General features: G+C 59.4%; 14 protein-coding genes. 11 read left to right on the top strand and 3 right to left on the bottom strand.

The annotated features are described in order from the left end of the window. The first annotated feature begins 16 nt into the window (after positions 1-16). The 6 genes from AC1DPX_RS08420 (at position 17) to AC1DPX_RS08445 (ending at position 5,673) form a co-directional block, all read left to right on the top strand. On the top strand, positions 17-601 hold the full coding sequence (locus AC1DPX_RS08420; protein WP_477235861.1) for a c-type cytochrome: 585 nt from the start codon (positions 17-19) through the stop codon (positions 599-601). Next, a complete protein-coding gene (gene coxB, locus AC1DPX_RS08425; protein WP_477235863.1) occupies positions 598-1,587 on the top strand; it encodes a cytochrome c oxidase subunit II in 990 nt (329 codons plus the stop codon). Before AC1DPX_RS08420 ends, coxB begins: the two co-directional genes overlap by 4 nt. Continuing rightward, positions 1,584-3,494, top strand: coding sequence for a cytochrome c oxidase subunit I (gene ctaD, locus AC1DPX_RS08430; protein ID WP_477235865.1), 1,911 nt, complete (start codon positions 1,584-1,586; stop codon positions 3,492-3,494). The genes coxB and ctaD overlap by 4 nt, the downstream gene beginning before the upstream one ends. Beyond that, positions 3,491-4,093, top strand: coding sequence for a cytochrome c oxidase subunit 3 (locus AC1DPX_RS08435; RefSeq protein ID WP_477235867.1), 603 nt, complete (start codon positions 3,491-3,493; stop codon positions 4,091-4,093). The genes ctaD and AC1DPX_RS08435 overlap by 4 nt, the downstream gene beginning before the upstream one ends. A gap of 292 nt (positions 4,094-4,385) precedes the next feature. Continuing rightward, positions 4,386-5,264, top strand: coding sequence for a cytochrome c oxidase assembly protein (locus tag AC1DPX_RS08440; RefSeq protein WP_477235869.1), 879 nt, complete (start codon positions 4,386-4,388; stop codon positions 5,262-5,264). Between the two features lie 31 nt (positions 5,265-5,295). Further along, the gene (locus AC1DPX_RS08445; protein WP_477235871.1) at positions 5,296-5,673 is read left to right on the top strand and encodes a c-type cytochrome; all 378 of its coding nucleotides are present in this window, start codon (positions 5,296-5,298) and stop codon (positions 5,671-5,673) included. A 2-nt stretch (positions 5,674-5,675) separates the two neighbouring features. On the opposite strand, the gene AC1DPX_RS08450 is transcribed toward AC1DPX_RS08445, so the two are convergent. The 3 genes from AC1DPX_RS08450 to AC1DPX_RS08460 all read right to left on the bottom strand — a co-directional run bounded on the left by AC1DPX_RS08450 (position 5,676) and on the right by AC1DPX_RS08460 (position 9,058). Continuing rightward, entirely contained in the window at positions 5,676-6,596 is a 921-nt protein-coding gene (locus tag AC1DPX_RS08450) for a c-type cytochrome (protein WP_477235873.1), read from the bottom strand. Between the two features lie 49 nt (positions 6,597-6,645). Continuing rightward, positions 6,646-7,539 (bottom strand): SDR family oxidoreductase, encoded by an 894-nt coding sequence (locus AC1DPX_RS08455; RefSeq protein ID WP_477235875.1) that lies wholly within the window; start codon positions 7,537-7,539, stop codon positions 6,646-6,648. A 364-nt stretch (positions 7,540-7,903) separates the two neighbouring features. Further along, positions 7,904-9,058 (bottom strand): zinc-dependent alcohol dehydrogenase, encoded by a 1,155-nt coding sequence (locus tag AC1DPX_RS08460; RefSeq protein ID WP_477235877.1) that lies wholly within the window; start codon positions 9,056-9,058, stop codon positions 7,904-7,906. A 372-nt stretch (positions 9,059-9,430) separates the two neighbouring features. Here AC1DPX_RS08460 and AC1DPX_RS08465 point away from each other — a divergent pair, with 372 nt between their 5' ends. The 5 genes from AC1DPX_RS08465 to xth all read left to right on the top strand — a co-directional run bounded on the left by AC1DPX_RS08465 (position 9,431) and on the right by xth (position 12,914). Beyond that, positions 9,431-10,171 (top strand): DUF4142 domain-containing protein, encoded by a 741-nt coding sequence (locus AC1DPX_RS08465; protein WP_477235879.1) that lies wholly within the window; start codon positions 9,431-9,433, stop codon positions 10,169-10,171. 21 nt (positions 10,172-10,192) lie between these two features. Next, positions 10,193-10,789, top strand: coding sequence for a hypothetical protein (locus AC1DPX_RS08470; protein ID WP_441935460.1), 597 nt, complete (start codon positions 10,193-10,195; stop codon positions 10,787-10,789). Positions 10,790-11,398: 609 nt separating this feature from the next. Next, a complete protein-coding gene (locus AC1DPX_RS08475; RefSeq protein WP_441935462.1) occupies positions 11,399-11,590 on the top strand; it encodes a DUF3606 domain-containing protein in 192 nt (63 codons plus the stop codon). 194 nt (positions 11,591-11,784) lie between these two features. Further along, positions 11,785-12,123, top strand: a complete 339-nt coding sequence (locus AC1DPX_RS08480) for a SemiSWEET family sugar transporter (RefSeq protein ID WP_441935464.1) — start codon at positions 11,785-11,787, stop codon at positions 12,121-12,123. Continuing rightward, positions 12,120-12,914 carry an exodeoxyribonuclease III gene (xth, locus tag AC1DPX_RS08485; protein ID WP_441935466.1) on the top strand — a complete coding sequence of 265 codons (795 nt, stop codon included), beginning with the start codon at positions 12,120-12,122 and terminating at the stop codon, positions 12,912-12,914. The genes AC1DPX_RS08480 and xth overlap by 4 nt, the downstream gene beginning before the upstream one ends. The last annotated feature ends 157 nt before the right edge of the window (positions 12,915-13,071 follow it).

Genomic DNA, 13,071 nt, shown 5'->3' on the forward strand with positions numbered 1-13,071 from the left:
AATGATGAAGAGGGAGATGAGCTACTCGAATGGCGCCTTTGCGGCTGCGGCGATAGCGCTCGGCATCGCCAGCGCCGTCTTGGGATGGCTTGGCGAGCCCCGAGAGCTTCGGCTGGATCCGCCTGTTGCTTCTGATCTTGATGGATTTCGGCTGATGCCAAATGGCATCAGCGGAACGCCGCCCGAGAGTTATTTTGCGTCGGGCAAGCCATACGAAACGGACGCCTACAATTTAAGCCAGGGCAAGCGGCTTTACGCCTGGTTCGGCTGCCCGGCATGCCATGGTGATGGTCGCGGCGGCGCTGGCCCGTCGTTCCTGGACGGCTGGTGGCTGTACGGACCCGAGATCGTGTCCATCGTTGCGTCCGTCAGGGACGGCCGGCCGCATGGGATGCCGGCCTTTCGCGACCGGATGACGACCGAGCAGATATGGCAGCTCGCCGGCTATGTTCAAACGATTGGCGCTTATAAGCCCAAAGTTGCGGCGCCCAGTCGCAACGATGACAAACAGACCCGCCCTGCCGAAAATCGTGGTCCGGCGAAAATCCTCTTCGACCAGGGGCCGGCGGGGGTTCACCCTGACCAGGGGCCATCGCCGTGAGAGCCGCGGGCGTCATCGCGTTGTGGGCCGCTACGACCGCGTGCGGCTGCAGCGGAAACCAGTCCGCGCTCGACCCCTCTGGCGCGCCCGCGCTCCATATCGAACACCTGATTATCGGCATCGTGGCCCTGTGCTCGGTAATCTGGCTTGCTGTGATGCTCGTGCTTGGTGGCGCACTGTGGCGCAGACGCCAGCAGGACGAAACGGAAATCCGGCAACGGCGGCTGACTGTGGTCGTAACTGCGGCAGTGGCCGCGACCGCCATTATGATTGCCGGCATGACGGTTGCCAGCTTCTACACCACCCGCGGCATCGGCCTTCCGGAAAAAGCCTCTATAACGATCACTGTAAGAGGGCAGCAATGGTGGTGGCAGGTAATCTACGCCGATTCCTCCGAAACACCTGGCTTTCAGACCGCCAATGAAATTCACATCCCTGTTGGTCAGGATGTTCATGTTCGGCTTGAAAGCGCCGATGTCATCCACTCATTTTGGGTCCCCAGTCTTGCCGGCAAGCAGGATCTCGTCCCGGGTCGTTCCAACAGCCTGCTGCTGCGGGCCGAAAAGCCCGGTGTCTATCGCGGTCAGTGCGCCGAATTCTGCGGACTGCAGCACAGCCATATGGCGGTGATGGTCATCGCCGAGGCGCCAGCCGACTACGCACGCTGGATCGCATCACAGAGTGCTGATGCAATCCCGACGACGGGTCCTGACGTCGCCGCCGGACGCGCGGCTTTTCTGGCAAAGCCGTGCGCCGCCTGCCACACCATTCGGGGCACAGCCGCCAACGGCACCACCGGACCTGACCTTACCCATGTCGGCAGTCGTCAAACAATCGCGGCCGGCCTCGTCGAGACCACGCGCGGTTCAATGGCGGCATGGATCGCCGATCCGCAGACGCTGAAGCCCGGAAACAACATGCCGATGGTGCCGCTGACCAGTATCGAGCTCCAGGATATCTCGGCCTATATGGAGAGCCTGAAATGACCCGCTCGAAGGATGATGGGCTCAGGGACACGGCATTAAGCGACAAGGAACTCAACCGCGCCCTCGCCTCGACCTGGTCAGCGCAGCCTGGCCTGTGGGGCGCCCTGTCGACGGTGGATCACAAGGTGATCGGCCGACGCTACATCGCGACAGCTTTTGTTTTCCTGGCGTTTGGAGGGGTGCTGTCGCTGCTGATGCGGCTGCAACTGTCGCAGCCTGAGGCCAGGTTCATCGGACCCGATCGCTACAACCAGATCTTCACCATGCACGGTTCGAACATGATGTTCCTGTTCGCCGTCCCCGTCATGCAGGCAGTGGCCGTCTACCTCGTGCCTTTGATGGTGGGGACACGCAACATCGCCTTCCCGCGCCTCAACGCGTTTTCCTACTGGATCTATGTCGCGGGCGGCTTGCTCTTGTGGATTGCCTTCATCGTCGACACCGGCCCAGACGTCGGATGGTTCGCTTACGTGCCCTTGTCGGGGCCGCAATATGGCGTGGGAAAACGCGCCGATATCTGGGCACAGATGATCACCTTCACCGAGGTTTCCGCCCTCGCCATCGCCGTCGAGATCGTTGTGACCGTGTTCAAGCAGCGCGCGCCAGGGATGTCGCTCGACAGGATTCCATTGTTTGTCTGGTCGATGATGGTGACGTCGTTTCTTATCATTCTGGCCATGCCGGCGATCATGATCGCAAGCACAAGCCTTATCCTCGATCGCCTTGTCGGCACGCACTTTTTCAACCCTGCCGAAGGCGGCGATGTGTTGCTGTGGCAGCATCTGTTCTGGTTCTTCGGTCATCCCGAGGTCTACATAATCTTCCTGCCGGCAGTGGGCATGGTGTCGACCATTGTAGCGACGTTTACGCGTCGGCCAGTGTTTGGCTACCTGGCGATGGTTATGGCCTTGGTGGCGACGGGGGTCCTCGCCTTCGGCCTTTGGGTCCATCATATGTTCGTTGCTGGTCTTCCACGACTGGGAGAGAGCTTTTTCACCGCCTCCAGCATGGCGATTGCAGTCCCGGCCGGATTGCAGATTTTCTGCTGGCTTGCCACCATCTGGGCGGGAAAGCCGATCTTCAAAACGCCGTTCCTGTTCGTCATCGGCTTCATGGTGATCTTCGTGATTGGCGGCCTCACCGGCGTCATGGTGGCCTCGGTTCCGTTCGATACCCAGGTCCATGACACCTATTTCGTTGTCGCCCATTTCCATTATGTCCTGGTCGGCGGCGCGGTTTTTCCGCTGCTCGGCGCGATTTATTACTGGTTCCCGAAGCTGACGGGCAAAATGATGAGCGAGACCCTTGGCCGCTGGGTCTTCGGCCTGATCTTTGTCGGCTTCAACCTGACGTTTTTTCCCATGCACATCCTGGGTCTTCAAGGCATGCCGCGTCGCATCTACACCTATCAGCCCGAGATGCCTTGGGCCGGCCTCAACATGTTCATTAGCCTTAGCGCAATCGTCCTGGCCGCTGGCTTCCTTCTGTTTTTCATCGATGCCATCCGCAGTGCCAGGTCAGGCGCCGTCGCGAGTGCTAACCCCTGGGGAGCCTCTACGCTTGAATGGGCGACGGCGTCGCCGCCGCAACCTTACAATTTTGCCAGGCTACCCGTGGTCGGCAGCAGTGAACCCCTGTGGGCGGAGGAGGCCGCCCCGCCCGTCGCCGCCGGCTTGCGGGTCGACCGTCGTGAGCTTTTGATCACCAGCGTCGTTGAGGGCATTCCGGAAGCGCGGGAATCATCGGTCGGCAATTCTATCTGGCCGCTTTGGGCAGCGCTTGCGACCACCTTGACGCTGGTCTGGTCCATATTCAGCCCATGGGCGGTTGTCTGGGGTTCCATCCCGGTAGCGGTCTCACTGATAGGCTGGTTCTGGCCCAAGGGCGTGCCGGAGGACGAGTCATGAAAGAAAACATCGTGCTCGATCTGACCGAGCTCCCAGCGCATGGCCTTGGCACCGCAAGCCCGTCATGGTGGGGAACGCTCGCTTTCATGCTCATCGAAGGGACCGGCTTTGCGCTCTCGATCGTGATCTATCTCTACCTGATGAGCCTGGAGCCGCGATGGCCATTGGGCGCCCCGCCGCCGGATCTGTTCGCCGGCACGGCCCTGACGGCCCTTCTGCTGGCAAGCGTTGTTCCCAACATCCTCGTCGCACGCTGGGCGCGCGAGCAGGATCTGCAAAAAGTTCGCCTCGGATTGATCGTCATGGCCGTACTGGGAATAGTGCCTCTGGTCCTGCGTGTCTTCGAGTTTCCGGCGATGCATATTAAGTGGGATCAAAACGCATACGGGTCGATTGTATGGGTCATGCTTGGCCTCCACACCACCCACATCCTGACGGATGTGATCGAGACGCTGGTACTCGCCTGCCTGATGTTTTCCCGGCATGGCGACACGCCGCGCCGGTTCGGAGATGTCAGCGACAATGCGATGTACTGGAACTTCGTGGTTGCGACGTGGTTGCCCATGTACGCCTGCCTCTATTGGATACCTCGGCTTTGAGAAAAACATGGCTGCAATGGACCGGACTTGGTGTCGCGCCGCTAGCCTGGGCGCTCAGCACCCAACTTGGCCAAATCATGCCCTACATTGACTGCCGACAGAATAGTTCGTGGAGCGCCGTCCTCTGCGGGGTTCTTCTGGTTGTTTCGATCGCTGGCCTAACTGCAGCGCGTACGGCTTCACACGGGACGGTCCAGACAAGGCGCTTTATTGTTGACGCGGGATTTCTGATCGCGCTGGCATTTGTCTTTGCCCTGGTGTTGCAGGAGGCAGCCACGATGCTGCTGGACGCATGCCAACGCTGATCTGCGCCCTGATCTGCGGTATGATGGCCTGGCCGGCCATGGCGCATGGCGACGATGCGCATGGCTTGGAGCCTGCCTGGACTTTCGATCCGTGGATGGTGGTGCCACTCGGGACGCTGGCCGTACTTTATTGCGTGGGAGCGGCAAGGCTGGCCCGACGCACAAGGCGGACCGGGGGTATGCACCGCCGCATCTGCCTTTACAGCGCTGGAATGCTCACCCTGGCTGGTGCGGTGCTGTCCCCGCTGCACTGGCTTGGCGAACACCTCTTTACCTTTCATATGATCGAGCACGAGATCGTCATGGCTGTATCGGCCCCTTTGATCGTGTTGGCGCGGCCGATTGGAATCCTGCTGTGGGGATTGCCCGCCAGGACCCGTATGGCGGCGGGAATGCTGATGCGGGCGCCTCTGATGCGCGAGTTGTGGGACAGGGGCACAAGCGCGACCAGCGCAACCATTTTGCATGGCGTTGCAATCTGGGCCTGGCACGTGCCGATAGTCTTCGACGCCGCCGTTACAAACCCCGCAGTGCATCGCTTTCAGCATCTCACTTTCTTCGCCACGGCGATCTTGTTTTGGTGGGCGCTTGTTTGGCGAAGCGATTACGGCTCGGCTGCCTGGCATCTGTTTTTCACTATGATCCACACAAGCGTTCTGGGCGCATTGATGGCTCTCGCTCCCCGCGTCTTGTACGCCGCGCAGACGCAAGCCGCGATGGCATGGGGCTTGACGCCGCTTGAAGACCAACAACTGGCAGGCATGATCATGTGGATCCCCGCCGGCACCGTCTATGCAGGTGCGGCACTGACGATGCTGGCGCTTTGGATCAGAGGCTCGAGCGAGAGAAAGGCGCAAAATGTCTAGTCCGCTCGCATCAGCCCCCGGCGGGGTCGCCATGGCCACGGTGTTTATCGTCGTGGCTTCCGCCGCGTTTGTCACGACCAGTGTCGTGCGTGACAACCATACCAGAGCTGCCATTGCCAGGGTGATGACCGGGGGCGATCCCGGTCCAGCGCCGGCGATCTTTCGTCGCTATGGCTGCGCCGGATGTCACACGATCTCCGGGATTCCTGGGGCGGACGGCCAGGCTGGGGCGCCACTGACGGAACTGTCGAAGCGCGTCTATATCGCGGGTGTCCTGGAAAACCGTCCAGACAATCTGGTCGCCTGGATCGTTTCGCCGCAGCGCTTCTCCCCGCAAACGGCCATGCCGCAATCGGGGATTTCTGAACAGGAAGCGCGGGATCTTGCAGCGTATCTTTATGCCCAATGAACCTATGGGTGTGGGGTCGCGACCGGCGGAAGCGCTTTGATGTAGTGCGCGATCGCCTCGCGGTCGCCTTCAGGCAGCATGGCGGTATTCGTCACCACGTCGGCCATGGACGATCCCACCCGGCCGTGGTTGGGCGTCTCTCCGGTTCTAAGCATCGTGGCAATATCGGTCTYGGTCCAAGCGCCCAATCGTTCCTGCGTAATGTTGGGCACGAACCCGGCGCCTTGCGGGTCGATGCCGCCGGCAAACAGCGTATCGGACCGGATTGCTCCAAACGCATTTCGGCTGGAGTGGCATTCCGCGCAATGAGAAACGGTTTCGACGAGGTATGCGCCGCGATCAGGCATCGTCTTGACTTCTGCGTTCGCAGCCGACCGGCCCTGGCGGAAAAACATCAGCTTCCAAAATCCGACGGACCGGCGAATGCTGAACAGGATTGCGGGATCGTGCGGCGGCGCACGTCCAGACACTTTTGGCAGCGTCATGAGATAGGCGTAGACATCGTTGATGTCGGCGACGGTCATGCCGGTGAAGCTGGTGTAGGGGAAGGACGGGTAATAGTGTTCGCGCCTGGGAGACACTCCACCGATCAGCGCATTTGCCAGATCGGCGGCGCTCCATCTGCCGATACCGTCAACCGGATCAGGGGAAATGTTGGGCGGCCTGAAAGTGCCGAACGGCGACCCAAGCGCCATGCCACCGCCCAGTTGTAGTCGATCTGACTGTCCGGGGGTAGCGTGGCAGGAGGCGCAGTCCCCCGCCGCGAAGACCAGCTTGCCGCGGCCCACATCCCCTTTCACTTCGAATCGCGGATCGTCTGGCGAGAACGGCGGGCGAGCCGAGGTCACCAGGAACGCGGCGATCGCAGCAGCCGCTGCGGTCAGGAGAATGGCGACAGCAACTTTGTATGCAATGCGCCCCATGGCGTCCCTAAACTTCGATGTCTCTATATGGGGTCACGCGAATATAGGGTCACGCGACACCCTTGCCGCCAGTGACGCCATAAACTTCGCCATTTATGAAACTGGCTTCCCGCGAGGCCAGCAGCACATAGACGGGCGCTAGCTCGACCGGCTGTCCAGGACGGCCGAAATCGCTGTCCTCACCGAAATGCTTGACCTTTTCATCTGGCTGACCGCCGCTTGGCTGCAGCACTGTCCAGACAGGCCCGGGAGCCACGACATTGGCCCGAATGCCCCGCTTGATCAATTGCTTGGCGAGCGCCTTGGTATAAGCGACAATGCCGGCTTTGGTGGTGGCATAGTCGAGCAGGATCGCCGAAGGCTCGTAGGCCTGGATCGATGCCGTGGTGATGATGGAGGCGCCGGCAGGGAGATGCGGCGCGGCTGCTTGAGCGATCCAATGAAGTGCGTACAGATTCGTTTTCATGGTCTTGTCGAAGTCGTCTGTCGTCAACTCATCAATGCTCTCGCGATATTGCTGCCTCCCGGCATTGATCACAAGCAGATCGAGGCCACCGAGGGCGGAGACAGCTTTGTCTACCAAACCCCGACACCAAGCCTCGTCCTTGATGTCGCCAGGCAGCGCCAGCGCCTTGCTGCCCGCGGCTTCGATAAGGTGGATGACCTCCTTGGCATCCGCCTCCTCTTCCGCGAGGTAAGAAATGGCTACATCCGCTCCTTCCCGCGCAAAGGCTATAGCGACGGCCCTCCCTATCCCGGAATCGCCCCCTGTCACGAGCGCCTTGCGCCCAGCTAGCTTACCAGAGCCCCGATAGCTTTCCTCGCCGTGATCCGGCACCGGATCCATATTTCCGGCAAGGCCAGGAGTGGTCTGCGGCTGTTTTGGAAAAGGCGGCGCCGGATACTCCTGACGCGGATCCCGAAGTAATGCACGATCATTCACCGTGAAGCCTCCATATCCTCGTTGACCTTGCCGCAACGCGAGGAGAAACCCTTTGTTCCGCTGAGAGTCTGGTTAGAAAAACAGTCGCCGCGCAGCAAAAGTCATCTCCCGCCCAATAGTTGCGTCGGCCTCGGAACGCGACAAAGCCGCAAAGGTTGACATCAGCTGGCGTGGCATCAGATTCGCTTCGGTCTACCGCGCAAAGGAACACACAAAGTTGCTGCATGTCGTAACATGGCAGGAAGCTTCATCTCGGGCGGTTCGCCCCCATGCAAGATGGAATTCCCCGCCGCAGCCCTCAACGTTGCGCAATCGAAGTAAGTTTCCATCGAATTGAAGGCGATTGCCGGGCKGGTGATTGAGCCTACGGTTTGATGACGACCTTGATGCAGCCATCCTTCTTGTCGCGGAAGGTCTTGTAAGCCTCCGGTCCTTCTTCGAGCCCAATGCGGTGGGTAATCAGAAAGGACGGGTCGATTTTTCCGTCCTCAATGAGCTTCATCAACGGCTCCAAGTAGCGCTGGACATGTGTTTGGCCCGTTTTCATTGTCAGCCCTTTGCCGACGAACATTCCCATGGGCACAGTAACGCTTCCAACGAACACCCCCGGCAACGAGACAGTGCCGCCCGGTCGGCAGGCCATCAGCGCCTGTTGCAGCGCATAAGGCCTCTCCATCGCCGTAAGGTCCGTTTGCAAGGTCTCCATGACGCCACCGGGGCCATGGCTTTCCATGCCGACCGCTTCGATCACAGAATCCGGCCCTTTACCGCCCGTCATAGCCAGGATCTGCTTTTGCAGATCTTCGTCGTCGTATCTCAGCGTTTCCGCTCCCGACGCTTGCGCAAGCGCCAGCCGTTCGGGGACGATGTCCAGCGCGATGACCCGGCCCGCGCCTAGGAGAAAGGCTGACTTGATTGCGAACTGGCCAACTGGTCCGCAGCCGAAGACCAGCACTGTATCACCGGGTTGAATGTTGCAGTTTTCCGCCGCCTGATACCCGGTGGGAAAAATATCGGAGAGAAACAGTACCTGCTCGTCTGTCAGGCCATCTGGCACCTTGATAGGGCCAACGTCGGCATAGGGTACGCGCAAGAATTCTGCCTGGCCACCCGCGAAGCCGCCATACATGTGCGAATAACCGAACAGCCCAGCAGTTGGATACCCCATCCGCTCGGCTTGCTTGGCGCCGGCTGGATTCGACCTCTCGCAGAGCGAAAACAGCTGCCATTTGCACATCCGGCAATCGCCGCAGGCGATCGTGAACGGCACCACGACGCGCTCGCCCATCCTGAACTTGGAGTGACCCTTCCCGACTTCAACGACCTCGCCCATTGTCTCGTGCCCAAGCACGTCATGGGCGTGCATTTCTGGGACAAATCCTCCCATCAGATGAAGGTCTGACCCGCAGATCGCACAAGCCGTAACCTTGATGATAATATCGCGGTCGTTCTCAATGATCGGGTCATCCACCTGCTCGCACCGTATGTCACTTTTGCCGTGCCAGGTGAGCGCCTTCATCGTCATTCTCCGTTGGTTGTGCCTCGCTAACCTGCCGCTTGACAAAATGTTCCTGATCCAGCGCGAACCTTTGCTCGGTTTGAATATTCATACCGCAAACAACCAGTGAACTCGCCCGTACGGACTTGACCTGACACCACGTCAGCCTGTGAGAGGACGCATTTAGCACCGAGAAGGCCGCTCATAGGCTCGATGGCGAACCACCGGCTCTTCCGCGCAATTCGCGCCGCGCCAAAACTTTTTCGCCTGCTTCACCGCATGTGAACGACGAACAGCGCCTTCAGTCAATTTGGCAGCGCGTTCGTATTTGCCTGGGAACAAACACGCCGCGAGCAGGTTTGGATTCACCAATCTCAACTGAGGAACATCACCATGAGAAACAGTCTTCGTCTGGCGTCGCTATCGTTAGCCGCGTCGGTGGCATTTGCCTGGCCATCGCTCGCTGCCGAGACCACCCAGGATTTCGTCACCAAGGCCGCGATCGGCGGAATGTTCGAAGTCCAGTCGAGCAAGGTAGCCCAAGACAAGCTGCAGGACCAAGGCCTGAAGGACTTCGCCCAGAAGATGATCTCCGATCATGGCGCCGCCAATGCGAAGCTTGAGAGCATCGCCGGCGAACAGAAGCTGAAGGTGCCCGCCGACCTCGATGCAGCACACAAAAGCGATGTCGACAAGCTGCAGGCGGCTGCGGCGCCAGTAGACGCATCTTATGCAGACATGCAGAAGGCGGCCCATGCCGATGCAGTCAGCCTCTTCGAGGCCTATGCCAAGGACGGCGACAACGCCGCCCTGAAATCCTTTGCGGCTGACACGCTGCCCACACTCAAGATGCATCAGGACATGATTCAGAAGGTTGCAACGACGGCGCCTGCTTCTGAAGGCAGCACACCGGCTGTCGCCAGCGGCGCCACCAATCCGGCAGCTCCAGTTCCCGGCGCCAACAGTTTTACCGAAGCCCAGGCCAAGAGCGCGATCGAGAAGGCGGGTTATGCCGACGTCTCTGCCCTGACAAAGGATGACAACGGCATCTGGCGCGGAACAGCGAGCAAGGACGGCAAGTCGACGCCGATCGCGCTCGATTACCAAGGCAACGTTGTTGCCGGCACCAAGTGAATAGAAAGCCAGGAGAACCAGATGAAAACCGTAACCGGACTGTTCGACAATTATGACGATGCCAATGATGCCGTAGGCGAACTCGTGGCCACCGGCGTCCCGCGCGATGACATCAGCATTGTGGCCAACAATGCGACCGGCTGGCACAAGGATGAGGAGAGCGAAGCCGGCGAGGACGCGGCCACTGGTGCTGGCGTGGGCGCCGTCATTGGCGGCGCCGGCGGCCTGGCAACAGGCCTCGGCCTGATGGCCATTCCTGGGGTGGGACCTGTGGTTGCAGCCGGGTGGTTGGCTGCCACTGCTGTCGGCGCGGTTGGCGGGGCCGTGGTCGGTGGTGCAGCAGGGGGCATCATCGGCGCCATGACAAACGCCGGCGTCCCTGAAAACGACGCCCATGTCTATGCCGAAGGCGTTCGTCGCGGCGGGACGATGGTCACGGCCAAGGTCGACGATAATCTTGCGCCGAATGCCGAACAAATCCTCAAGCAATACAATTCGGTCGACGTCGCTGGCAGACGCAATGAATACGAGGCTGGCGGCTGGACCGGTTTCGACCCGAACGCCGACGTCTATAGCGGAGAAGACCTACAGCGGGATAGACGTGGACGCGATCTTTGATGTGACACTCGCAAGGGGCCAAGGCCGCCTTGCTCCTTTCAGATCCGCTCATCGCTCATCAGCGGGAGCGTGAATTTACGTGCTCTAAGCGGCTGCAATCCCGCAGCCGAGCCGTGGCTAGGAGCAGGGTTCAATTCTATGAGCGTAAACAAGTCGAACGATTCAAGTCGCGTCGTAAAAGGGCAAGAGCTTGAGATCGACCATCTTACACAGGTCGCATCGATAACACCGAGGCAGGCACGCAGGCTTCTTCAAAAGCACGGCGCCGACTGGCCCAAACTCAAGCGGGAAGCAGAAGCACTAAAACCAAAGACTGACGATATTTAACGTCAGCAGCCGCGTCAGTCCAACACCGTCGATAAGATGGAAAATGGCCTTGGCCTCGCCCGGCTTTAGCTTCTGGATACGTCTGTCAGGTTCGACGATATCTTGTATATATGCGTCGCACTTCCACGTCTCGACAAGATGCGCCCCAAGAGCCCGGCGGGTAGCCTCACGAATCCGGGGTCCAAGTCAGCGTCAAAAAATCTGCCAGCCCGCCAATGAGATAGATTGAAACAAATCGCCTCGAATGGCGTTTCCGTCGATCGCTTTGTATGGAGGAACAAAATGGCTGATGATAAGAGCAAACGAGACTTTCGCGACCGCGATCGTGTATCGGCTGACGAGGACTACGAGGTCGAATATTTCGCCAGCAAGACAGGCATCACCCCCCAGCAAGTGAGGGAACTCATCGCAAAGCACGGCAACAGCCGTGAGATACTGGAAAGGGAAGCACTGGCGCTGAGAGGCCGAGCCTGAGGTAGGTGTTGAACTGGCCAGTCCTGTTGGTTGCGTTGCGTATTCCAGCGCGTTTCACGTTATTGAGCAGGCGGAAAAGTAACCGAAAACCCTATTCCCGGAATGGGTCTGCAGCTTAGGCGGGAAGCTCCGGCGCCTGCTTGCGCGACAGCTGGCACGCATGTCCGAAGACCAGCTTCATTAGGGCGGCACGCATGAACGCAGTCACGCTTATTGGTTACCTCGCAACTGTCTGCTCCATGACCAGCTTTACACCACAGGCTTGGAAGATCATCAAAACGCGAGACACAGGCGGGATCTCCGCGCCGACGTATGGAATCACGGTTTTGGGTTTTGCCCTGTGGTTGGCTTTTGGCATGATTAAGCTGGAATGGCCCATAATCATAACCAACGGCGTCTGCCTTTTGCTGTCAGCCTTCATCTTTACGATGACGGTTCTACCTCGCGATGAGAAGGATGCAGTCGCCGACGTTCTTGATCCGGATCATCAACGCGCATCCAGAACTCAACAGGGCAATAAGAGGTCCGCATGACCCGTATTGCAACTTTCAATGTAAACGGCGTCAACGGTCGACTGCCAGTACTTCTCAGATGGCTGGATGAAGCCAAGTGCGACATCGTTTGCCTTCAGGAACTCAAAACATCTGACGAAAAGTTTCCGTTGGATGCGATCAGCCACGCTGGATACGGCGTTATCTGGCACGGCCAGAAGTCCTACAACGGCGTTGCAATCCTTGCCCGCGGGACGGATCCCGTAGAACGCCGACGCGGTCTGCCTGGCGATCCCGATGATACGCATAGCCGCTACATCGAGGCCGACGTAAATGGGCTTGTGATCGGCTGCCTCTACTTGCCTAATGGCAATCCAGCGCCCGGTCCCAAGTTCGATTATAAGCTCGGCTGGTTTGAGAGGCTTATCAGCTACGGTCAGTCTTTGCTTAAAGCCGGCAGGCCAACTGTGCTCTGCGGAGATTACAATGTGGTTCCGACCGCACTCGATGCGGTCGTGCCGAGGCGATGGACCGGCGACGCGGTGTACTTCCCCGAAAGCAGGGACGCCTACAGCCGGATGCTTGCTGAAGGATGGATCGATGCCGTTCGTCACACTCATCCAGGGAACGCCATCTACACCTACTGGAACTTCTCCTATCGAGGCGGATACGACCGGAGTTCAGGACTTCGAATGGACCATCTCCTGGTGAGCCCTTCCCTCTCTTCCCATTTGCGCAGTGCCGGCGTCGATGTGGAGACACGCGGATGGGAGAAACCAAGCGATCACGCGCCGGCCTGGATCGAGATCGATGAGCAGAACGGCCGAAGCTGAACGGTGCGCAATGCTATATGGCATCCGCAAATTCCGCATCAGTTCCCCACTCTCACGACGGGTCAAGCGACATTTCTGGGCTTCAGGTCGCATGGAGGGCCGCAAAGAAGATCGTCGAGCAATGCCCGCGCCAGACCAAGCAACAACGACGAGCGGT

Source organism: Mesorhizobium sp. 01N446, assembly GCF_056399285.1.